The sequence below is a fragment of the Pseudomonas sp. PDM10 genome (assembly GCF_014852295.1).
Classification (GTDB): domain Bacteria; phylum Pseudomonadota; class Gammaproteobacteria; order Pseudomonadales; family Pseudomonadaceae; genus Aquipseudomonas.
This window is the reverse complement of sequence record NZ_JACVBJ010000005.1, coordinates 1-23,541: the sequence shown is the minus strand read 5'-3', so window position 1 is coordinate 23,541 and position 23,541 is coordinate 1. Positions and strand designations below refer to the sequence as shown.

At 59.7% G+C, this 23,541-nt stretch carries 16 protein-coding genes and 2 pseudogenes; 4 read left to right on the top strand and 14 right to left on the bottom strand.

Annotated elements, in window-relative coordinates; all coding sequences use genetic code 11:
• Nucleotides 1-45: 45 nt before the first annotated feature.
• Nucleotides 46-1,617, bottom strand: a complete 1,572-nt coding sequence (locus IB252_RS17835; RefSeq protein ID WP_192409766.1) for a glycosyltransferase family 39 protein — start codon at nt 1,615-1,617, stop codon at nt 46-48.
• Nucleotides 1,618-1,863: 246 nt separating this feature from the next.
• Here IB252_RS17835 and IB252_RS17830 point away from each other — a divergent pair, with 246 nt between their 5' ends.
• Together IB252_RS17830 and IB252_RS17825 are read left to right on the top strand one after the other, a co-directional pair.
• A complete protein-coding gene (locus tag IB252_RS17830; RefSeq protein WP_111449543.1) occupies nt 1,864-2,451 on the top strand; it encodes a phage tail protein in 588 nt (195 codons plus the stop codon).
• Between the two features lie 54 nt (nt 2,452-2,505).
• The gene (locus IB252_RS17825; protein WP_192409765.1) at nt 2,506-2,817 is read left to right on the top strand and encodes a DUF6916 family protein; all 312 of its coding nucleotides are present in this window, start codon (nt 2,506-2,508) and stop codon (nt 2,815-2,817) included.
• 139 nt (nt 2,818-2,956) lie between these two features.
• Here IB252_RS17825 and IB252_RS17820 read toward each other — a convergent pair whose 3' ends face one another.
• The 4 genes from IB252_RS17820 to IB252_RS17805 are packed head-to-tail and all read right to left on the bottom strand — an operon-like array spanning nt 2,957 to nt 7,652.
• Entirely contained in the window at nt 2,957-3,454 is a 498-nt protein-coding gene (locus IB252_RS17820; protein ID WP_192409764.1) for a GNAT family N-acetyltransferase, read from the bottom strand.
• An 11-nt stretch (nt 3,455-3,465) separates the two neighbouring features.
• Entirely contained in the window at nt 3,466-5,562 is a 2,097-nt protein-coding gene (locus tag IB252_RS17815; RefSeq protein ID WP_192409763.1) for a biotin/lipoyl-binding protein, read from the bottom strand.
• Entirely contained in the window at nt 5,563-6,882 is a 1,320-nt protein-coding gene (locus IB252_RS17810) for an efflux RND transporter periplasmic adaptor subunit (protein ID WP_192409762.1), read from the bottom strand. It lies immediately after the preceding gene.
• Complete coding sequence (locus IB252_RS17805) at nt 6,879-7,652, bottom strand: efflux RND transporter periplasmic adaptor subunit (RefSeq protein WP_192409761.1); 774 nt, start codon at nt 7,650-7,652, stop codon at nt 6,879-6,881. Before IB252_RS17805 ends, IB252_RS17810 begins: the two co-directional genes overlap by 4 nt.
• Nucleotides 7,653-8,151: 499 nt before the next feature.
• On the opposite strand from IB252_RS17805, the pseudogene IB252_RS30175 reads away from it, so the two are divergent.
• A pseudogene (locus tag IB252_RS30175) lies at nt 8,152-8,334 on the top strand (NYN domain-containing protein); the annotation flags it as partial.
• Here IB252_RS30175 and IB252_RS17800 read toward each other — a convergent pair.
• The 9 genes and pseudogenes from IB252_RS17800 to IB252_RS17760 form a co-directional block, all read right to left on the bottom strand.
• Nucleotides 8,331-8,579 (bottom strand): annotated as a pseudogene (locus tag IB252_RS17800) (LysR family transcriptional regulator); the annotation flags it as partial. The pseudogenes IB252_RS30175 and IB252_RS17800 overlap by 4 nt on opposite strands.
• A gap of 200 nt (nt 8,580-8,779) precedes the next feature.
• Entirely contained in the window at nt 8,780-9,646 is an 867-nt protein-coding gene (locus IB252_RS17795; RefSeq protein ID WP_192409760.1) for an ABC transporter permease, read from the bottom strand.
• Nucleotides 9,647-9,666: 20 nt separating this feature from the next.
• On the bottom strand, nt 9,667-10,527 hold the full coding sequence (locus IB252_RS17790) for an ABC transporter ATP-binding protein (RefSeq protein ID WP_192409759.1): 861 nt from the start codon (nt 10,525-10,527) through the stop codon (nt 9,667-9,669).
• 5 nt (nt 10,528-10,532) lie between these two features.
• Complete coding sequence (locus IB252_RS17785) at nt 10,533-11,558, bottom strand: ABC transporter substrate-binding protein (protein ID WP_192409758.1); 1,026 nt, start codon at nt 11,556-11,558, stop codon at nt 10,533-10,535.
• An 18-nt stretch (nt 11,559-11,576) separates the two neighbouring features.
• On the bottom strand, nt 11,577-12,473 hold the full coding sequence (locus tag IB252_RS17780) for a TauD/TfdA dioxygenase family protein (RefSeq protein ID WP_192409757.1): 897 nt from the start codon (nt 12,471-12,473) through the stop codon (nt 11,577-11,579).
• Nucleotides 12,474-12,659: 186 nt separating this feature from the next.
• Nucleotides 12,660-15,206: an EAL domain-containing protein gene (locus IB252_RS17775; protein ID WP_192409756.1), complete on the bottom strand. Its 2,547-nt coding sequence runs from the start codon at nt 15,204-15,206 to the stop codon at nt 12,660-12,662.
• Nucleotides 15,207-15,594: 388 nt separating this feature from the next.
• Entirely contained in the window at nt 15,595-16,962 is a 1,368-nt protein-coding gene (locus tag IB252_RS17770; RefSeq protein ID WP_192409755.1) for an HlyD family type I secretion periplasmic adaptor subunit, read from the bottom strand.
• Nucleotides 16,952-19,108 (bottom strand): type I secretion system permease/ATPase, encoded by a 2,157-nt coding sequence (locus tag IB252_RS17765; protein ID WP_192409754.1) that lies wholly within the window; start codon nt 19,106-19,108, stop codon nt 16,952-16,954. Before IB252_RS17765 ends, IB252_RS17770 begins: the two co-directional genes overlap by 11 nt.
• A gap of 42 nt (nt 19,109-19,150) precedes the next feature.
• Nucleotides 19,151-20,503, bottom strand: coding sequence for a TolC family outer membrane protein (locus IB252_RS17760; RefSeq protein ID WP_192409753.1), 1,353 nt, complete (start codon nt 20,501-20,503; stop codon nt 19,151-19,153).
• A 355-nt stretch (nt 20,504-20,858) separates the two neighbouring features.
• Here IB252_RS17760 and IB252_RS17755 point away from each other — a divergent pair.
• Nucleotides 20,859-23,541, top strand: a 2,683-nt coding sequence (locus IB252_RS17755) for a retention module-containing protein (RefSeq protein ID WP_192409752.1), incomplete at its 3' end; no start/stop codon positions are given.

Sequence of the window (23,541 nt, the reverse complement as noted above, 5' to 3'; positions counted from 1 at the left end):
CAAATCGAAATTAATCGTCTGAAAAACGCGATTTTGGTTACAGGCTCAATGCAACACGAACAAGCGCGCATTGGCACCACCCGCCTGTGTTTCGCCAACGTTCTGCCAGCCTGCGGGCAACGGCGCGAATTCGTCCGGCACATCGACGGTACCGATCAACCACACTCGGCCAGTGCCTTTGGGTAAATCGCCGAGGCTGTCGAGGTAAATGTCCTGGGTCACCAGCGTGCCGAAACCATAGGCATTCGGCCGACTCGAAACACCCTTGGCCGACGGTGGCGTGTACAGCAGCGGTTTGGCGTCGGTGCGGTTGTAATAGACGTAACTGAGGTACCAGAGCAAGTCGCTGGTGACGATCCGGTCACCGGCAACGAAGTGCTGATTCACGTAGTCGACCATGACGCTGATCTGATCGTTGGTATCGACCGTGGCGTTGTTGTTCAGGCCCACCAGTTCGACACCGACAAACAACACCAACACCGTCAACGCCAACACCCGGAAGACCGCGTACAGGCGATCGATGGCCAATGCGGCAATCATCGGCAGGCCGAGGGCATACGCGGTGAGGTAACGCTCGATGAACACCGGCGAGATGAACGACACCAAAAACACCAGCAACAACGGCAAAACGGTATAGATCACCATCAATGCACTGCCACGAATGACACTGCGATCCCGCGCCAGCGCCACCCACACCAAGGCCAGCGACGCCAAGGGCAACGTGCTGAACATCGGTGTAGTCAGGGACTCGCCATCGTCCTGGATCAGGAACGACCAGATCATCGAAGGCAACGAGGCGAACGTCACCGGTGTCTCCCACCCCACATCGCCATTGGCTTTGAGTAGATCCATGTGTTGAATCAGATCGATCAGGCTGGGCACCCACGGCAAGTACACCAACACAATCGCCACGTTCGCCCACCACCAGCCGGGCTGCTGGATATGCCGCAAACGATAGCCAGGCTGTACGCGGATCAGCCCCAGATACAGCCAGTGACACAGCACGCACAGGGCGGTGAAGTAATGGGTGTAGAACGCCGCACTCATCAGCAGTGCGTAAATCACCAGATAGCGCTTACGTCCGGGGTGTTTGATCCAGTAGACCAGGGCAATCGTGGCACCGATCAGCCACAGCCCCAGCAACGAATACATGCGCACTTCCTGGCTGTAACGCACGGCGGTAGGCAGCAGCGCCAACAGGACACCGGCCAACAACGCGGCGCGGCGAGTGGCGAGCAAGTCCACCAGCCAGACGCCCAACGCCACGGTGGCAATCCCCGGTAGCGCGCTCAGGCTTCGAATCGAAAAAATGCCATCGCCGAACAGCTCGATCCAGCCATGCAGCAGCATGAAATACAGCGGCGGATGCACATCATGGGCGGCATGCAACCAGATCCCGGCCAGCGAATACTGGCTCAGCAGCAGACTGGAACCTTCATCGCCCCATATAGCCGCCGCGGTCAGGTCATAAAAACGTACCAGCGCGGCCAATGCCAGGATCGGCAGCAGCCAATGTTCGCGCACCCATCGCAGCAAGCGCTGAACACTCGCCCAGGCGCCGGGTGCCGCGTGGGAGCCTTGGGTGCCGTCAATCGGCGTTTCTCTTCGCGCCTCCATTGCCCCCCCTCGAGACTGCCGGTGAAAAATCTTGAAGCTTGCAATCACTGTAGGACAGCGACAGCGCCGTCGTCGATGCTGGCTTTGCGACCAACGACATTCGGCAGCCATGTGGATCTACTACGCTCTGGCTTGGCGTGACCCAGCCACGGAGATGAAAGGAATCGGCTGTTCGCAACGATCTGCCCGGGGGCCCGGGCCACCCGCGTGGCGCGCCAGACAACTAACCCTGAGGGATGAGGAACTATGGAAGTATTCATGGGCACTGTTCAGTCTTTCGCCTTTAACTTTGCCCCCAACGGCTGGGCCCTGTGCAACGGCCAGACACTGGGGATCTCGCAATACCAGGCGCTTTTCTCACTGCTGGGAACCTACTATGGAGGCAATGGCACCACCAATTTCATGCTACCCAACCTGCAAGGCCGTCTGCCGATGGCACAGGGCAACGGCCTGGGCCTGACCCCGCGCGTCATCGGTGAATTCTCCGGGACCGAAAACGTCACCGCCACCATCACCAACCTGCCCAATCACACCCACGCCTTGTCCGGGCTCACGGCCGCCACCACCCTGCAACTGGCCAGCCCGGCGAGCAACCCGGTCACCAACCCGACCGCGACCAACTCGTACATCGGAGCCTCGGGCGGCGGCCCGGGTTCGGCGAGCATCTACTCCGACGCGCAAGGCGCTTCAGCCGTGCCACTCAAAGGCGTGGCCACCACGGTCACGGGAGAAATTTCGTCCGCCGGTAACGGCCTGCCCATGGAAACGATGAACCCCTTCCTGGTGCTCAACTTCAGCATCGCCTTGAACGGGTTGTTCCCTTCGCGCAACTGAGGAGCCGCCGGGGGATTCAAATCCCCCGGCCACTTTCAATTCTGGAGTAACACCATGCTGCATCAGGTTCAAAGCCAACACTTTCAGGCGCTGCTGGGCAAGACGGGGATGCTGCGGCTACCGGATGGAAGTGAATTGCCGATCCATATCGACAGCCTTGAAGAAACACCCCGCTCGCGGATGCCCAACAACGAGCGCATGCCGTTCAGCGTCGAGTTCAATAGCTTGAAACCCACAGAGTTTGTCGATGGGTTGTGTTCGCTGGAATTGCCGGAACTGGGTCAGGTGGAAAACATCTTTGTCTCCCGGGTGCCGGCCATGGGTCGTGACCCGGGCTTGGGGTATTTCTACATCGCGTTCAACTGAACACACATAATCTGAAAATGTGGGAGCGAGCCTGCTCCGGGCGGCGTTCCGACGATTGCGGTGGATCATTCAAAGTTGATGTTGAATGTGATGGCCCTATCGCGAGCAGGTTCACTCCCACAGGGGTTTAGTGGTGTTTTCAAACTATCGGATACCACACCAACCGCTCCGCCGCCGGGTTGCGCTCTTCGACCTGAAACCCCAGCGCCAGGTAATGCTGGCGCGCGTGGGGATTGTTAGCCCAAACCACCGTCGCTACCGGGCAACGAACCTGTTGCGCGGCTTTCTGCACACCTTGCAGCACCTTGCGGCCATAGCCCTGGCCGCGAGCCTTTGGAATGAACGCCAGGTACAGCACACGAATTTCATTCGGGCCAAAATCGGTGGTCAGCGCACCGATGGCCGTGTCGAGCTTCTCGATCACGTAATGCATGGCGTTGGGGAAGTGGTCCCCCAGACCTTGCTCCTGCACTCGAAACTGCTGGGCCACCACCTGCTCAACCACCTCTTGCTCACCATCAATCCATTGCAGATCCGGCCGCGCCGACTGATAGAGGCCGTGCAGAAAAGCCCCATCGCTGGCCCGTGAAGGCCGAACCACCAAGCCATCGGCCGCCACTGAATCGGTATTCGCCATCGCAGCGCTCCTTAAAAACCGCTTTCCCTTACGCCCAGCGCCGCCAGACGCCGCCAAGCGACACCCAGCAACGACTCGCCTCGCCCCTGCAGCACCACAATGCCGCGCAAGGGTTGCACCGGCGTCGGTACCTCTTCGAGGACGCTCAACCGTGCCCCATATTGAGCCTGTACCGGCTCCGCTCTTTGATGCTGATCCCGGCGCACGGCAATCGGCCCATGGTGATCGGAGGTCAACGCTTCCTGATCGACAAATTCCGCGCCGTTGGTGTCGATTTCGCTCAGTTGCACGGCGATCGCCGGGTGCATCGGATCGTCGGCGATGAAGCGTCCGCTGGCGCCCGTGGCGACGCGCCAGAGCTCGACTTCGGCCAGATAACCACGCAACCGCGCGCCGTCTTCGACCACCCGCGCCAGCGGATCTTTGCTCGACAACCAGCGACCGACTGCCAACTGCGGCAACAGATCGCGCGCCTTGCCCGCGTGGGGCGCCCGCAGCAGCAGGCGCTCACGCTGGGCGGCCAGGCCTCGGTATTCGGCGACCGCTTCGGCCAGGCGCTGTTCGACGATACCGGCGTCGGCGGCGGTTTCACTGCGGCTGGCCTGGCGGCGCATCTGCAACTGCTGGATCTGGATTTCGCGACGGACGATGGCCTGGCGCGAATCCAGGTCCGGGGATTCCAGTTCGATTAGCACCTGGCCCTGGGTAACCGCTTCACCATCGTGAACATTCACCGTTTTGACCCGCGCCGCGACGGGCGCGTGCAAGGCACTGGCGCGGCCCGCCTCCAGCATCGTCGGCAACTCCACGGCGCTGCGCCACGGCACCACCAGCATCAGCAACAGCCCAAGCAAGGCCAGGCCGCTGAGCAGCACCCGAGGCGCATGCGCCTGTTCGCGGCGCGTCCACCATTGCCGCCACTCATTCATGATCGGCAGGAAAATGAACCACACCAGTTCCACCAGCATCAGGAAAATCCCCAACACCTTGAAGAACAGGTGGTAGACCGCCAGCGCAATTCCGAAAAACAACGCGGCGCGCCACAGCCACGAACCGTAACCCCAGATCAGCAAACGCCGTTGCATCTTCGGCGACCAGGGCTCCGGCGCCGGCGCACCATAACCAAATAAAAACTCACGCAAGCGCCAGCGACAAAGGGCAAACGCACGCCCTTGAAGGTTGTCGACTTGCCAATAGTCGCTGAGCAAAAAATAGCCATCAAAGCGCATGAACGGGTTGAGATTGATCACCAACGTGGTCATCCAGGTAGCACTGGCGAGCATGAAAGCCGCCGTGCGTCCGGGACCGTCTGGCAGCAGCGACCAAGCGAGCAGCGCGAGGCTCGCCAAAAGCAATTCCGCCAGCACGCCACCGGCGCCAATCAGTAGCCGCGCACGGCGATCATTGACCCGCCAGGCGTCGCTGACATCGGTGTAAAACATCGGCAGCAACACCATGAACGCCACGCCCATGCTCTGCACTCGACAACCGGCGCGCTTGGCCATGAAAGCGTGACCGAACTCGTGACAGAGCTTGGCAAAGAACAGCGCCACGCCGAACGCCAGCGCGCCGCCGAGGCTGAACAAATGCGGGAAGGTCGCGATAAAGCGCTGCCAGTCCCGGGACACCAGAAACACGCCGAGCCCCAGGGTTGCTGGCAATCCGTAGCGTAATGCTCGCGGGCCGAAGCGCTCCAGCCATGGCCGGGCGCGATTGAGAAAAGCGTCCGGGCGCCACAGCGGAATACGAAAAAACAGGTATTGGTGCAGCAAGATCTGCCACAGCGACTGGCGTTGAGCGGCCGCTTTGAGGCTGTAACTGGCGCGCTGTTGCGGATCGAGGGCGGTGATCAGGTCGTGGCTGCGCAGAAAGCCCAGCAATTGCTCAAGCTCCGCGCTATCGAGCGGCAAACCTGGCTCGCGGTTGGCGGCACGCAGCACCTGTTCGGGATCACCCAAGGACCAATGGCGCAGCAGGCGCATCGCCGCCACGCCGAGTTTGAAGTATCGACCGCGCACCGGATCGGCCAGGGTCCAGCGCGGCGAGCCATCGAGCGCCGGTGATGCAGGCGTCAGCTGCAAATCTGCGCGCAGGTTCGGCAGGCTCATCTAAAGCCCCACGCTCTGGCGCAAACCGGCCAGGGGTTTACGTAACAGGTACAGCGCCAGCGGCGCACGGTCACCGAAGACTTTCGCCGTCCCGCGCAACCCGATACGCGGTGGCGTCTGCTGGAAACTGGCGTCGAGACGATAAGCCAGCTGACCGCCGGCCGTGGGTTGTGCTTCATAAGCTGCGCGTTCGAGCCGGGCCAGATGCCGTTGCAACGGATCACTGTCGAGAAACAGCGCGACCTGCGCGCCCGGCTCCAGCGAAATCGCATCGCCCACCGCCAGTTCGATGCGCAACTCAGCCTGGGTCGGGTCGGCGATTTCCATCAGCCGCTCGCCGGTCTGCACCGGTTTACCGGTCCAGCGTTCCGCGTCGGCGAACACCGCAATACCGTCCCGTTCGGCGCGTACTTCGCTGCGCTTGAGCAGTTCGCGGGCGTAATCCCGTTCAGCGCGTTTTTGCTCGACTCGCGCGGCCAGCAGATCGATTCGCGAGCTCGATTCAGCATCAGCGAACGAGCGTTGGGAATTGGCCTTGAGCTCAGCTTCTGCAACGCCCAAGGCGCGCTCAGCCACGTCGGCCTGGGCCCTGAGCGTGGTGCTTTCAAAGCGCAACAACAGGTCGCCGGCTTTCACCGTCTGATTGGGTTTGACCAGGAATTCGGCGATCACCCCGTCCAGCGGCGCCGCAACGACTCGACCACCCAGCGGAACGACTTCGGCCGGTGCCAGCACTGATTGGCGCACCGGAATCAGCAGCCCGAGCAACACCACCGCGACCAGCGCCACCTGCCGTTTTCGCGTCCAGCGCAGTCGCCACGGTTTGCGTGGTTGCAGCGCCAGCCAGGCATGGCTGTAGGTGTCACCCAATTGCGACAGCAACACTTGCTCGGAAGGGTTCCACGGCAGATCCCGCGCCAGCCACAGACCGCCAAACACCTCACCTTGGTGATCGATCAGTGGCAGCCAGAACACCTGAGCCGCGCAAAGACTTTGCCAGTCCGCCTGAATCGATTCGCTGAGAATATTCGCCGGAATCACCCGCGCCTGTTTCAGCACCTCGAGCTTGAACAACTGCGCCGCTGCCTGCTCGACAAACGCCACGAACGGCGCATTGGGCTCCACCGCACTGACGCCCGTCACGGCCTGCACCTTGCCGGCGATCAACAGCGCCGCGTGGCGAAAGCCGAACAGCGCCTGACCGTCATTGACCAGGCTGTAGGCCAGTTGCGCAGGCGTGCGAGCAGCGCGGGTCAGGCGTTCGAGATCCAGAAACCTTGCGAACACCTGTTCGGCGCCACCTGTGACCGGAGCGTTCACTTGAACTCCGCGAAACGCGCCGTGCCACTCATGCCGGCCAACAAACCGTTGGCGCTGGGAAGCGTCGCCACCAGCAGCAAGGTCTGACTGCCTTCGTCAATCCGCGCGCCGAGGCGTTTGACCGTGGCATCCAGTGGCTGACCGGTTTCATCGGGAACAAAACTGAAGGTCTGGCCAGGCTTGAGCCGGGCCATCCAGCGTGACGGCACCAGCAGGTGGATTTCCAGGGTGCGGTTGTCGACCACGTCCAGTAACGGCGTGCCGGCAGCGACGCTTTCATAACGCTTGACCTTGCGCTCGACGACCTGACCATCGAACGGCGCCAGTACGCTGCAGCGTTTGACCTGAACCTGATAAACCTGGGATTGCGCCTGAGTCTCGCTGACCTTGGCCTCGGCCCGCGCCACTTCAAAACGCCCGACCGAATTCAACGCCGCCAACTGCTTGTTGTGGGACAGCTCTTCACCGGCGCCACGGCTGGCAGCCTGGGCCGCATTGAGCTGGGCCTGATAAGCCGAACAATCAAAACGCGCCAGGATGTCGCCCTTCTTGAACGACTCGCCCTCACTGAACGGCAACTCGACAATACGCCCGGACAACTCACTGGCGAGCACCGCCTGATCCCGGGCACGCAGCACACCACGGGCCTCGCTGCTGGCGTTTGCACTGGCGCTGCTGTCCAGCAGCGGATCATCGGGCGCAGACGTTTGCGCCTGTACTACGCACGTTACAAAGGTCAATCCAATAACCCACAAACAAACACGCCGCATAACCGTAACTCCCTGACGGATGAGCGGAGTCTATGACAGCGTGGGTGGACGTCAAGCGGATGGGTGTCATTGGATAGAAATGTGATGTTTCAAAAAGGACAAAATTTTCAGAGTGCTGAATTGTTCTTCCCGTTATGTGGTGTGGGTACTAAATCCCACACGAAATCGGGAACAACCGTTCAGTCGAAATTGAAGAGAGTGATAGACGTTTGCGCTGTTGCTTGCCCTGCATCACGTCTTACCTTCTGTCGTAACAATCATTAACAGATGAGGCTATTCACACCTTGACCCTCGCCCCGGTAACTGCACAAAACTGGCTCGCCGGAGCTGGAAAAGATCCAGTTGAGCGGAGCCTTGATGAGTCGATGGTTGACGTGCGTAACGCACTCAATTTAGGATCAGCGCACTACTCAACCCCGTACGCAGAGATTCAGTTCTCTGGCAGTTGGGGTGAAAAAACCGGCTTCGGCCGGTTTTTTCGTTTCTGAGGATTGGATTTGTGCGTACTGCGTTCTTCGTTGATGGCTACAACGTGTTCTACGGGCTACTGGCAGACACACCTTACAAATGGCTGAATCTGCCGCAGTTACTGGTGTACATCGCTCGTATTGAAAATCCTCAGAGCTCGCTAGTCTCAATTGACTACTTCACATCCTCGGTTAAACCGCATCGGCGGATGCGAAACAACAGCGCGGCCTGTTCCACCGCGTCACGCACCTGCTCTCGCAACGCCAGCGCCTTGGGCGTCGGCACCAAACCACGACCGGCGCGCACCAGGATCGGATCGCCGATGGCCTCGCGAATGCGCGTCAGCGTCCGGCTCATCGCCGCCGGGATGAGGTTCATCCGCCGTGCGGCGCCCACCACACTGCCCTCGTCGAGCAAGGCGTCGAGGGCGACCAACAGGTTCATGTCCGGGAGTTGCATGCTGAGCACTCGTGTCTGATCTGGATTGATGCAGACGCAATGCTAGCAAACATACCCGAACCACGTGGTGGCAGGTCTGGCCTCATCGCGAGCAGGCTCGCTCCCACAGGGTTATGTGTCGAATACATGGTCTGCATCCACTGAAGATCACTGTGGGAGTGAGCCTGCTCGCGATGGCGTCAGACCTGTCACCGCAAATCTTACCGCTGCATCCCCCACCGCTTCACGGTAACCCGCTCCAGCGTGCTGAACACCAGATTTTCCACCAGCAAACCGATCAGGATCACCACCGCCAACCCGGCAAACACCTTGTCGGTGTACAACTCATTGCGGTTCTGGAAGATGTACCAGCCCAAGCCGCCCTTGCCGCTGGTGGCGCCGAACACCAATTCAGCGGCGATCAGCGTGCGCCAGGCGAAGGCCCAACCGATTTTCAGCCCCGCGAGAATCGATGGCAGTGCTGCCGGGATCAGAATGAACAGCACGAAACGCATGCCCTTGAGGCCGTAATTGCGCCCGGCCATGCGCAGGGTTTCCGAGACACCTAGGAACCCGGCATAAGTGTTCAACGCCAATGCCCAAAGCACCGAATGCACCAACACGAAAATCAGACTGTTCTGCCCGAGGCCGAACCACAGCAGCGCCAACGGCAACAGCGCAATCGCCGGCAGTGGGTTGAACATCGAGGTCAACGTACTCAGCAGGTCGCGGCCGAACTGCGTCGACACCGCCAGCGTGGTCAGGGCAAACGCCAGGACGATGCCGATCAGGTAACCCTTGAGCAACACCACCAGCGAAATCCACACCTTGCCCAGCAACTCGCCGCTGAGCAAACCTTCATACAGCGCGCTCCCGGTTTGCAGAAAACTCGGCAGCAGCAGGTCGTTGTTCTGAACGCGGGCAACCACCTCCCACAGGACCGCGAGCAAAATCAGGATCAGGCTTTTACGTAACCAGCCTTGTTGCCACAGACGCTGAGCGAGGGGTAATTCACGCTGCAGCGGCACACTCGTCAGCGGCTGCAACACCGTTTCAAATTCTTCACGCGGGGATGATAAAAGGCTCATCGGGCACTCCTCTCAATGGCTCAATAAGCGATGCGGATGTCGGAGAAGTCCAGCTCACGCCCGGTTTCCGGGGACTGACCTTCATCGAACAATAACCGATGAATGCGCCGCGCCGACTCCTGAAAGGCCACGCCGCCGAGGCTGTGCAAGTCGTATTGATGGCTGTGGACTTCCGCCCGCACCCGCCCCGGATGCGGCGACAGCAGCAGGATTCGATTACCCACCACCAGCGCTTCCTCAATGGAGTGCGTGACGAACAACAGTGTGAAACGCACCTCTTCCCAGAGCAGCAGCAATTCTTCCTGCATCTTGCGGCGGGTCAGTGCATCGAGGGCGGCGAAGGGTTCGTCCATCAAGAGGATTTTCGGCTGCATGGCCAGTGCACGAGCAATCGCCACCCGCGCCTTCATGCCGCCGGACAAGGTATGCGGGTAGGCGTCGGCAAACGCCGCCAGACCGACCTTGTCCAGGTAGTGCAGCGCTCGTTCCTCGGCTTCTTTGCGCTTGAGGGTTTTCGAGGCCAGCAGCGCAAACATCACGTTCTGTTTGACGGTTTTCCACGGCGGCAGTTGATCGAATTCCTGGAACACCACGATCCGGTCCGGCCCCGGGGCATGAACGGTTTGCCCCTGGAGACGAATTTCCCCCTCACACGGCTGGATGAACCCGGCAACCGCCTTGAGCAACGTTGATTTGCCGCAACCGGATGGGCCGAGCAGCACAAAGCGGTCTGCCGGATCGATTTCAAAGCTGACCTGATGGGTTGCACGAACCACCCGCTGAGGCGTGCGGTATTCCAGGCTGACATTGTCGACCGACAGCAGCGCTTGGGCTGCCGCGATCGGTTTGCTGACCGTGTGGCCTTGCAAAGGGGCGTTCATCTCGGTCAGCTCCCTTGCAGCGGTTTGGCGTCCTGGAAGAAGTAGTCCTTCCACGAATCCGGTTTGTTTTTGATCGCGCCGACGCGATAGAGAAATTCGGCCAGCGGGTAAGTATTTTTCGGCGTGACGCTGAATTCGAACTGCGGGTTATCGATGATTTTCAGCAACGCGGCACGGTCGATTTTGGCCTTGGTGACGCGGATGTACGTATCAGCCGCCGCGCCTTTGTCGTTCTGGGCAAACTCGGCCGCCTCAGTCAGCGCCTGGACGAACGCCTGATAGGTTTTCGGGTTCTCGTCACGGAATTTCTCGGTAGCGAACAGCACCGTCGGCGAGTTCGGGCCGAGCACTTCATTGGAATTCAGCACAACGTGGACGTTAGGGTTGGCCAGCTCTTGATCCTGGAACGGCGGGTTGGAAAAGTGCCCGGTCAACTCGGTGCCGCCGGCAATCAGCGCCGCCGTGGCGTCGGGGTGCGGAACGGCGATGGTGTACTTGTCGAGGCGATTGAACTCCTTGTCGCCCCACTGCTTGGCGGCCGCATATTGCAGGATGCGCGACTGCACCGACACGCCGACCGCCGGCACCGCGATGCGGTCCTTCTCGGTGAAGTCGGCGATGGTTTTGACCTTGGGATTGTTGCTCACCAGGTAGTACGGGAAGTTGCCGAGGGAAGCCACGGCTTTGACGTTTTGCTTGCCGTGGGTGCGGTCCCAGATGGTCAGCAGCGGACCGACGCCTGCACCGGCAATATCAATGGAACCGGAGAGCAACGCATCGTTGACCGCCGCCCCGCCGGAGAGCTGGGTCCAGTCGACCTTGATGTCGATGCCTTCCTGCTTGCCGTACTTCTCGATCAGGTTTTGATCTCGCACAACATTGAGCAACAGATAAACAATGCCGAACTGCTCGGCGATACGGATTTCACCTTCAGCGTGGGCCACGGTCGGCGCCACCAGGCTGCCGGCGATCAGGCTGAAACCCAGGCCGATGGCCGCGGCCAGCGGTGCAAATGGAAGACGTTTGGACATGAGAGTTTCTCCGACAAATCAGAAAGGCGCGTCGCCCTGGATGGTGGTGCGATACAACTTGCGGCGCAGGTAGCTTGGGCATCCGGCGGCGAGATGAATCAGCGAACGGTTGTCCCAGAACACCAGGTCGTGGGCCTGCCATTGATGGCGGTAGATGTTTTGCGGCAGCACGCTGTGGGCGTAGAGCTCATCGAGCAGTTGCTTGCTCTCGTCTTCCGGCAAACCAACGATGCGGGTGGTGAAACCCTCGCTGACGAACAACGCCTTGCGGCCGTTTTCCGGGTGAGTCCGAACGATCGGGTGGACGACTTCTGCGACCTGAGCGAGCTGCTCAGGCGTCAGCGTCGGGCGCCAGTTACCTTCGAATTTGGTTTCGCTGTACCGCGCCGTGTAGGAGTGCGCGGCCGAGCGGCCTTCGACGGCTTTGCGCAGCGCTTCAGGCAGGTTGTCCCAGGCTTTGTGCATGTCGGCGAAGAGCGTGTCGCCGCCCTCGGACGGCAGCTCCTGGGCGTGCAGCATCGAACCCAGGCTTGGCAGCTCTTTATAGGAAAGGTCGGAATGCCAGAACTTGCCGGCGTCGCCGAGGCCGATGGACTGGCCGTTTTCGATGATGTTGGAAACGATGAGGATTTCCGGATGCCCGGCCAGCAGGAATTGCTTGAGCACGTGGATCTGCAACACGCCAAAGCGGCGGCTGAAGGCAATGTGTTGCTCGGGGGTAATGCGCTGGTCGCGGAACACCACGACGTGATGATCCAGGTGCGCGCGGTGGATGCGGGCGAAGTCCTGATCATTGATCGGGCGGGACAGGTCGAGGCCGATGATTTCGGCACCGACGGCGCCACTGAACGGGCGGATGTCGAAGGTTTGCGGCGCGATGTTCGCGGCGCTTGGGGAAGCCGTTGCTGCAGACATAAATCACTCCCACGCACGGCACGCTCAAGGGCGCGCGCGTCGATCAAGAAACTCACGGAGGTCCCGTGTTGGTTCGTGTCGTGCGGCGCGCCGATTGGTCGGCAGGTACGCAGGAGAGTGACTTTATAGATATAAGAACTGAAATTTAAATACCGTTAGCGAATAACGATATGGCTTTTGGCGTACTCAGACGAACGCATAGCGTTTTTCCAGCCAACAACCCAAATCCTCCGCCGCCAAGGGTCTGGAGATCAGGAATCCTTGCGCGATCCGGTAACCCTGATTTTGCAGAATGCGCTGTTGCTCGAATGTCTCGATCCCCTCAGCCACTACTCTTAATTGCAAACTTTCGCCGATGCGAATGACGGCCTCGCTCAGTGCCTGACTGGTTGCGTCGCTTTCCAGGTCATGCACAAAACTACGATCAAGCTTAAGTTCCTGAATCGGCAAACGACGCAAGTAACTCAGGCTGGAATAACCCGTACCGAAATCATCCATCGCCAGGCTGATACCCAGCGCATGCACCTCTTCAATCGTGGTCAGGGTGTCGGGGTTGGTGTCCATCAGAACACTTTCGGTAATCTCCAGCGTCAGGTCCTTTGCCAGCAAACCATGTTGTTCAAGTGTCCTGGCGATGATGCTCGACAGATTGCGATTATGGAAATTGGTCGGCGACATGTTCACCGACACGGTCGGCACCCGCAGCCCTTGCTGCCGCCACGTCGCCAATTGACGGCAGGCTTCACGCAATACCCATAAGCCGAACTCACCGATCAAGCCGCATTCTTCCGCCAGCGGAATAAAACACGCGGGCGAGACTTCCCCTAATTGAGGATGAGTCCATCGCGCGAGGGCCTCAATGCCATAAAGCTCGGATCCGCCAAGGTCGATCTGCGGCTGATAAACCAAATGCAGGGCTTCGCCATCAATGGCTTCACGTAAAGCTGCCTCCAGACGCAAACGCCCTTGGGCCAGTTGATCCAATCCGTCGCTGAAAAAACAGACACGCCCGCGGCCGCTGGTCTTGGCTTGATACATCGCCATATCGGCACGATGCAGCAACACCTCCATCGTACGACCGTCATCCGGAAACATACTGACGCCGATACTCACCGACGGTTTGAGGGTCACACCTGAGATCTGGCACGGAGCGCTCAGTTGCCCTCTCATCTGTTCTATCAAGTCGGTGGCATGCGCCAACGTGCACTGCGGCAGGACCAGAACGAATTCATCACCTGATAGCCGGCTGACAATATCGCTTCCTCGCCGACGTTCGGACAATCGTTGAGCAATGACGCGCAAGAACTCATCCCCGGCGGGGTGTCCAAGGGAGTCGTTGACCTGCTTGAATCGATCCAGATCGATAAACACCACAGCCAGACTCGATTGATGCCGCGAAGCTTGAGCAATGGCCTGTTCCGCCCGGGCATGCAACAAGTTGCGATTGGCCAACCCCGTCAGGTCGTCATAGAACGCCAATTGGCGTATGTGCAGGCGCGACTCCTCACGCTCCAACGCCAGGGCGCACAAATGGATGCACGCATCGACCAACAAATAGTGAAGTGGGCTCGGCTCGCGCGAGTCGCGGTAATAAAACGCGAACGTGCCCAACACTCGTCCGTCGCTGGATTTTATCGGCGTTGACCAACAGGCCTTCAAACCGAGTGGCAGCGCCAGATCACGGAATTGCTCCCAGAACGGGTGAGAAGCGATATCGCTGACCATGACCGATTCGCCACTGAACGCCGCCGCCCCGCAAGAACCGGACTCGGGCCCGACTACCGTCCCATCCAGCGCCTTGGAATAAGCGACCGGAAGACCAGGAGCCGCCAACGTATGCAGCAACCCCTGCCCATCGACCCGCAATACCGTCGCAATCACTTCCGGTGCAATTCGCTGCACCTCCACACACGCCAGGTTCATCAAGGCTACCAGCGACTCTTCACGAACCATCGCTTCCAACATTTTATGGCGCAGTACTTCATGCATCCGTGTGTGGGTCACATCAATCATCACACTCACGGTATTGGTCAGTTGCCCGTGAGGGTCGTGAACCGGGTAGGTGGTGACGTTACACCACACGCGTTGGCCGCCCCGGTCATAACCGAATTCCTGCCCATGATAAGCATCATTCTTGACGAGCTGACGGCGGATCGCTGCAATGCGCGAAGGCGTGAAGTACGGCGCCAACACTTCGGTTGGCGTCCTGCCGACAACTTCTTGCGCGCTGTAACCGAACATTTGCGTGAAGCCATCGTTGACGTAAATGATCGCTCCTGACGCGTCAGTAATGATGATCGCGTTCTCGGTGGTATCGACCACCAATGACAACAGGTACAAGCGGCGCTGCTCTTCATGTTGCCGGGTAATGTCTTTGATAAACGCGGCGTAGAGGATCTGCCCCTGAGTGTCGATCCTGGAAATGGACATTGACCCCCATCGCCGGGAGCCGTCCTTGCACTCGATCAACACATCGCGACTGGTGCCGACGATTTTGTTGATGCCGGTACGGCGGTTCGCTTCGATATAACCGTCGTGCAGGGGGCGAATCAGTTTCGGGACCAGTTGCTCGACATTTCGGCCCAAGACCTCGTCACGGCCGTATCCCCAGAGCTTTTCCGAGGCCTCATTAAACAAAATGATCCGGTTTTGACTGTCGATGACCACGACACTGTCAACGCTTTGCTCCAGGGTCTGGATGAAGACTTGCGAGAGATCCTTACGGTTCGACATGGCGGTGATCTACTGAATGGGAAGCGATGAAGGGCTGGGATCCTTCCCAAATATCAGGCGCTCGGCGAGGCAAACCCAGCCGATTTCCGTATGCGGTCGAGTAATCGAAATGAGGGGTCAATAACTGGCTGGATGAAATCGCAACGGCCCGCAGAAAGGGTTGAAGCGTGCAGCAGGATGTTGCGAAGACATTTGAAATATCTGCATGCGGCCTGTCTCTTTATTAGTAGAAGTATCGGTCTTATGCCGATATCAATATGCCGCTACTGCGCCTTTGCATGCTTGATTCAAATCAATGGGCAAGTCGAAAAGGGATATGACTTTTTCACAAACGACGCCATTTGGCGCCGCTTGCTCGCGAAAAAGGGCCGTCAGCCCCAGACAGAAATTACCGCTCGTGCAACGCCTCGGCCCGCGCACGAATAATCGGCTTGAGCAGGTAGCTGAGAATGGTCTTCTTGCCCGTGATGATATCCACCGAAGCCACCATCCCCGGGATGATCAGCAACGGCTTTTCATCCGTCCCCAAGTGACTGCGATCAGTGCGCAGCTTGATGATGTAGTAAGTGGTTTTCTTGTCTTCATCGGTAATGGTGTCCGCGCCGATCTGCTCAAGCTTGGCCTTCAGCCCACCATAAATGGTGTAGTCATACGCCGTGAACTTCACCGTCGCTTCCTGGCCCGGATGCAGGAAGGCGATGTCTTGCGGGCGAATTTTCGCTTCCACCAGCAAGGTGTCGTCCAGCGGCACGATTTCCACCAGATCGCTGCCCGGCTGGATCACACCGCCAATGGTGTTCACCAGCAATTTGTTGACGATGCCGCGCACCGGCGATGTCACCAGCGTCCGGCTGACCCGATCTTCCAGCGCCTTGCCGGTGGCCTGAGCCTTGTTCAGATCAGTGCGTGCTTCATTGAGTTGAGTCAGTGCTTCGCTGCGGAATTTGCCACGAGTCTCGTCGATCTTGCGCTGCACTTCCTTGATCGCCGATTGGGCGCGAGGAATGGCCAGGGTGGTCGCGTCCAGTTGCCCGCGGGTTTCAACCTCGGCGCGCTTGAGTCGCAGCACTTCAACCGGCGATACCGCGCCCTGGGCCACCAACGGCTCGGACATGTTGATTTCCTGACGCTGCAACGCGAGACCGCTACGGTACTGCGACTGTTTGGAGGTGAACTCGCGCAGCTCTTGCTGACGCTGGATCAACTGCTCCTCCAAACCACCAATCTCATCGTGCAACTGCTGACGGCGGCTGATGTACAGCGACTCTTCGCTGGCTGCCTGACCGGGCACAGCCTTGAGCACATCCGCCGGGAAATTCAGCGGACGGTCGTCGACTTCCGCGCTCAAGCGCTCGACTCGCAGCAGCATCGACAGCCGATCGGCCTCGGTTTCGCCGACATTGGAGGCGAATCGCGTGTCGTCCAGGCGAATCAGCGGTGCGCCGGCCTCGACGATCTGCCCTTCGGTCACGAACAACTCGGAGACGATACCGCCCTCAAGGTTCTGGATTTTCTGGATCTTGGACGAGGGAATCGCCTTGCCGTCGCCCTTGGTGACTTCGTCGATCACGGCGAAGTTGGCCCAGAGCAGCAGGAACACGAAGAAGCCGATGATCGCCCAGATGGTCAGCCGCACCACACGGGGGGCGTCTTCGATCAGCGCTTTGTTGACCTCGGGAAGTGGCTGGCCATGCAGCGAATCGGAGCCTTTGAAATAACGGCCGATCGAATTTTTGAAACCCGACTTAAGCAACACTGATCTGCCCCTTCTTCAACGCTTCCATCACCGCGGCTTTCGGGCCGTCGGCGAGTATCTGCCCGCGGTCGATGACGATCAGACGATCCACCAGCGACAACAGCGAAGCCCGGTGCGTCACCAGCACCACGGTTTTGTTTTCAACCACCGCCGCGAGGCGTTGCTTGAGGCGTTCTTCGCCGGTGTTGTCCATGGCGCTGGTCGGTTCGTCGAGCAGCAGGATCGGCGGGTTGAGCAGCAACGCACGGGCTAGGGCAACGTTCTGGCGCTGACCGCCCGACAGGTTCTGCCCACGCTCGCCGACTTGCAGCTCATAACCCTGTGGGTGCAGACGGGCGAATTCGTGGACACCGGCCAGTTCGGCCGCTTGCAAAACCATTTCGTCTTCGACATAGCGCGCGCCCGACACCAGGTTGTCGCGCAGGGTCCCGGCCAGCAGCTGGATGTCCTGGGCCACGTAGCCAATGTTGTGGCGCAATTCGCTGACATCGATCTGACGGATATCGACGCCATCCACCAACAGCGCGCCATCGTCCGGCTGGTAGAGGCCTACGAGCAGTTTGGCCAGAGAGCTTTTCCCCGAGCCGCTGCGCCCGATGATGCCGATCTTTTCGCCAGGCTTGATGATCAGGTTGATGTTCTTCAGCGCTGCGTTCTGTTGGTTCGGGTAGGTGAAGTTCATCTGCCGGCATTCGATGGCCCCTTGCAGCACATTGCGGCTCAGTGGGCGTTCATCGAAGTTGCGCTCTTGCGGCAGCTCCATCATCTGATCGACCGAGGTCATGGTTACCCGCGCTTGCTGGTAACGCGTCAGCAGGCCAGACAGCGAGGCCAGCGGGCTGAGTGCGCGGCCACTGAGCATGTAGCAGGCGATCAAGCCGCCCATGCTCAGGTGACCGTCGATGATCTGGTACACGCCGAAGACGATCATGATCACCCCGGCCAGTTGCTGGATCAGCAAGGTGATGTTCATCGCCAGACCGGAGAGCATTTTCACCCGCAGCTCGAGGCGGCTGAGGGTGCCGATGGTTTGCTCCCACTGATATTGGCGTTCGCTTTCGGCGTTGTTGACCTTTACTGCATCGAGACCGGCGAGGGTTTCGATCAGGCTCGACTGCCGCTCGGCGCCCAGGGCCATGGTTCGCTCCATGGTCGCCACCAGCGGCTTCTGCAAGGCATAGCCGATCAGCAGGGCAATCGGGAACGCCAGCACCGGAATCCACACCAGATGCCCGCCGAGAATGGCGATGACCATGAAGATCAGCAGCGTAAACGGCAGGTCGATCAGGCTGGTGAGGGTCAGCGAAGCCAGGAAATCGCGCAGGCTCTGAAACTCATGGATGTTCTGGGCGAAGCTGCCGACCCGCGCCGGGCGGTACTTCATGGCCATGCCGACAATGCGCTCGAACAACGTGGCCGAGATGATCAGGTCGGTTTTCTTCCCGGCCAGGTCCAGGCAGAGGCTGCGCAGGCTCTTGAGGATCAGGTCGAACAGGTACGCCCCGGTGATGCCGATGGCCAACACCCACAGGGTCGATTCGGCCTGGTTCGGCACGACGCGGTCGTAGACATTCATCACGAACAGCGGCGCGGCCATGGCAATGATGTTGATCAGGAAACTGGCGGCGATGGCGTCGGCGTACAGCCAGCGCGAACGCTTGAGGGTGTCGCGGAACCACGAGCGCGCGCGCGGAATCAGCGTGCCGTGATTGACGTCGAATTTGTGCTGGGGTTGAGCGAAGAACACTTTGCCGATGTAGTCATCGGCCAGCAGTTCGCGGCTGACGACACTTTCGCCACCATCGCTTTCGCTGAGCAGCAGGCGCGCCTGGTCTTCACCGTGCCAACCAATAAGGACGGCACTGCGACCATCCTTGAGCAGCAACAGCGCCGGCATGGCAATCGCCGGAATCTGCTCCAGTTTGCGCACCAGCACCCGCCCTTGCAGGCCGGCGCGAGCGGCTGCGCGGGGCAGCAGTTCAACAGTCAGGCGCTGCTTGGGCAACGGCAGGCCGGTGGTCAACATCGCGGCGCTGGCCGGTTTCTGATGCAGGATGCAAAGAGCCAGCAAGCCGTCCAGTAACGGATCGTCGTGCAGCGCGCGTGGATCATGAATGAGTTGAACTCGACTGACTTCTGATTCCACGCTCGGCACTCTTGGCTAACAATTGAACAATGAAGGTTCTGCTCAGTTCAGACCGGGCAGTTGAACCTTGGGCTTCACGTCGTTTTGCACAACGGATGCCAACGGTGCGACCACTCCCTGGCTTTTGAGCAACTCGCCCATGGTCGCCTTGATTCGGTATTGAGTAAATAACTGAATGTTCTTGATCTCCGCCAGACGACGAGAAGCCGAGAATAGCTCGTTTTCACTGTCGAGCAGGTCGAGCAAGGTGCGCTCACCGAGACTGAACTGCCTCTGATAGGCGGTGCGCACGCGGGTGCTGTGATCGACATATTGCTGGGCGATCGGCACTTGGGCATTGGCGTTGTTCAAGGCATTCCAGGCCAGGCCCAGATCTTCGTTCAACACGCGCAAGGCATTGTTGCGAATATCCAGTGCCTGGTTGGACAGGTAAGACTTGGCTTCCAGATCAGCCTTGTTGCTGCCGCCGGAATACAGATTGAAGCGCATGCGCAACATGGCCTGCCATTCATTGCTGTGACCGTTCTGGCCGTCGATATCGTTGTCGGCAGTGCGACCCAATTCAGCATCGAAGCGCGGGTAGAAGGTCGACTTGGCGGCTGCGTACTGTTTCTCGGCAGCGGCAATGTCGGATTCGGCGGAACGCAGGATCGGGCTGTTTTCCAGCATCTGCGCCCGGGCTTCATTCAGGCTGGCCGGCAACAGCGCCATGAAATCGGAAGGACGCTCCAGTTGATCGGGCATCTGGCCAACGGCGCTGAGGAAGTTGGTCTCGGCGTCAGCCAGGTTGGTCTGTTCGGTAATCAGGTTGTTGCGGGCCTGGGCCATACGCGCTTCGGCCTGATCGAGGTCGGCGCCGCTGCCCACGCCACGCTGGGTGCGCAACTTGATCTGGTCGAAAGTCCGTTCGTGGTTCTTCAGGTTATCGGTCGCCAGACGCACGAACTCACGGCGGGTCAGTACGTCGAGGTACACCTGAGCGACAGTGAGCGCGGTGCGTTCGGACGTGCCCAGCAAGGAGTAAGCGCGGGAATTAACGGTGGCTTGTTGACGCCCCACTTCACTCGACGTCGCAAAACCGTCGAAAACCATTTGCGACAACCGCACGCTCGACTCGCTGCGATTCAGGTTTTCCCAGTGATTGTTGTTGCCGGCGCCACGGGTGGTGACGTTGTCAGTGCCTTCGCGACCGTAGCCGCCCAGCAGATCGACCCGCGGGAGGTATCCACCTTTTGCGGCCTTTAACTGATAATCCGCGGCCAATCGACTGTTAACGCCTGCCTGGATCTCCGGATGGACATCCAATGCCTGTTGCATGGCTTCCGGTAGGGATTGCGCCTGAACGAAACTGGCGGCAAGGGCGAAGGGTAAAGCCTTGAGCAGGTGCAAACGCATGGTTGGAATTTCCAGGATTTACTTGTCTTGAGTCACTGCAGATCGTGCCGCTGCATCGGATGATGACATCCGGAATGACCGTATGTCGGAAAGTTGCATTTTGGAACTGCATCACACTCTCTGGCACGGGCCAGCACTTAAATATCAATGTGACATTACGGAGGGGAGTGTTTAGGATGGCGTGCACAAGGTCAATAGTTTGGCATAAAGTTTATATCGAAAAAATATAGCCAATTTATTGACTAATACCCGCGTCAAAGTTGTGCCTCTAATCTTGAAAGAACGTCCAGACTGTATGGCAAACACGCCGCCAGGTTCATGGAAGTCAAACTGAATGCGACACCCGGAGAGTCTTATGAGCAGTGTTGTGGCCATCGTCAAAAGCATTGTCGGTCAGGTTTTCGCGGTGTCCCCAGAGGGCATTCGGCGCGTACTCGTTGAAGGCGATCGGTTGTTTGTCGGCGATCAGGTAGACACCGGCGCGGCGGGCGCCGTTACGCTTGAACTGGCTGACGGCCGAACCCTGGACCTGGGCCGCGACACTCAGTGGAGCGGCAGCGCGCCGGATTCCAGCGCTGACCTTGCCCAAGCCACTGAACAAGCCGCGCCATCGGTTAAAGAGCTGCAGCAAGCCATCGTTGCCGGCGCCGACCCGACCACCGATCTTGAAGCCACTGCGGCCGGCCCGACGGCCGCCGGCACAGGCGGCGCGGCAGGTGGCGGCCACAGCTTCGTGATGCTGGATGCAACCGCTGGCCGGGTCGACCCGACCATTGGCTTCCCAACCAACGGTCCTGATTCCACTGCCACAGCCAACACACTCAATATCGGCAATCAGAACACGACGGCCACCAACGCTCCGGGCGTACTGACCGCGGATACTGGCACACAGGCCGAAGACAGCGTCGCGACCGGCAATGTACTGAACAACGATAGCGATGCCGACACGCCACTCAGCGTCGCCAGCTTCACCGTCGCCGGCATGGCCGGCAGTTTCACCGCAGGCCAGACCGCAACCATCGTCGGCGTCGGTACGTTGACCATCGGCACCAATGGCGACTACAGCTTTACTCCGGACGCCAACTACAACGGCGCTGTACCGCAAGTCAGCTACACCACCAACACCGGCTTGACCAGCACGCTGGATCTCACCGTGACGGCGGTCGATGATCCGAGCGTTTTGACTGCAGACACACAAACCATCGCAGAAGACACCCCTGCGATCGGCAATGTGCTGAGTAACGACAGCGACATAGACAACGTCCTGAGCGTGTCCACCTTCAGCATCGCCGGCGTCAATGGCACCTTCACAGCCGGCCAGACCGCCACCATTGCCAATGTCGGCACCCTGGTCATTGCGGCCGATGGCGCCTACACCTTTACCCCGGCGGCCAACTACAACGGCACGGTGCCGACGGTTAGCTATACCGTCATTGACGGCTCTGGCTCTGGCGTCACGTCGACCTTGAACATTGATGTTACCCCTGTGGATGACAGCTTCATCGACGTCAGCGAAACCGTGACCACCAGCGAAGACGCTCCAGTCAGTGGCAGTGTGCTGGCGGGTACTTCCAGCGTCGACGGTGCGGTCAGCGTGGTCAACTTCACCGTCGGTGAGACCACCTATGCCGCTGGCAGCACCGCGACTATTGCCAACGTTGGCACCCTGGTCATCGGAGCTAACGGCGCTTACACCTTCACTCCGGCGGCCAACTACAACGGTGCGGTGCCGACGGTCAGCTACACCGTCACCGACGGTTCCGGTTCTGACGTCACCTCGACCCTCAACATCAGCGTCACCCCGGTCGACGACAGCTTTACCGATGCCAGCGAAACCGTGACCACCAGCGAAGACGCTCTGGTGACCGGCAGCGTCCTCACCGGGACCTCGAGCGTCGACGGTCCGGTCAGCGTGCTCAACTTCACGGTTGGTGAAACCACCTATGCCGCTGGCAGCACCGCGACTATTGCCAACGTTGGCACCCTGGTCATCGGAGCTAACGGCGCCTACACCTTCACCCCGGCGGCCAACTACAACGGTGCGGTGCCAACGGTCAGCTATACCGTCACCGACGGTTCCGGTTCTGACGTCACCTCGACCCTCAACATCAGCGTCACCCCGGTTGATGACAGCTTCACCGACATCAGCGAAACCGTGACCACCAGCGAAGACGCTCTGGTGACCGGCAGCGTCCTCACCGGGACCTCGAGCGTCGACGGTCCGGTCAGCGTGCTCAACTTCACGGTTGGTGAAACCACCTATGCCGCTGGCAGCACCGCGACTATTGCCAACGTTGGCACCCTGGTCATCGGAGCTAACGGCGCCTACACCTTCACCCCGGCGGCCAACTACAACGGTGCGGTGCCAACGGTCAGCTACACCGTCACCGATGGTTCCGGTTCTGACGTCACCTCGACCCTGAACATCAGCGTCACCCCGGTCGACGACAGCTTTACCGATGCCAGCGAAACCGTGACCACCAGCGAAGACGCCCCAGTGACCGGCAGCGTCCTCACCGATACGTCGAGCGTTGATGGCCCGGTCAGCGTAGTTAATTTCACGGTCGGCGGTACTCAGTACCAGGCCGGTGACACCGCGACTATCGCCAACGTCGGCACCCTGGTGCTTGCGGCCAATGGTGCCTACACCTTCACCCCGGCGGCCAACTACAACGGCACGGTGCCGACGGTCAGCTACACCGTCACCGACGGTTCCGGCGCTGACGTCACCTCGACCCTGAATATCAGCGTCACCCCGGTCGACGACAGCTTCACCGACATCAGCGAAACCGTGACCACCAGCGAAGACGCCCCAGTGACCGGCAGCGTGCTTACCGATACGTCGAGCGTTGATGGCCCGGTCAGCGTGGTCAATTTCACGGTCGGCGGTACTCAGTACCAGGCCGGTGAAACCGCGACCCTCGCCAATGTCGGCACCTTGGTGATCGGAACGAACGGCGCTTACACCTTCACTCCGGCGGCCAACTACAACGGTGCGGTGCCGACGGTCAGCTACACCGTCACCGACGGTTCAGGTT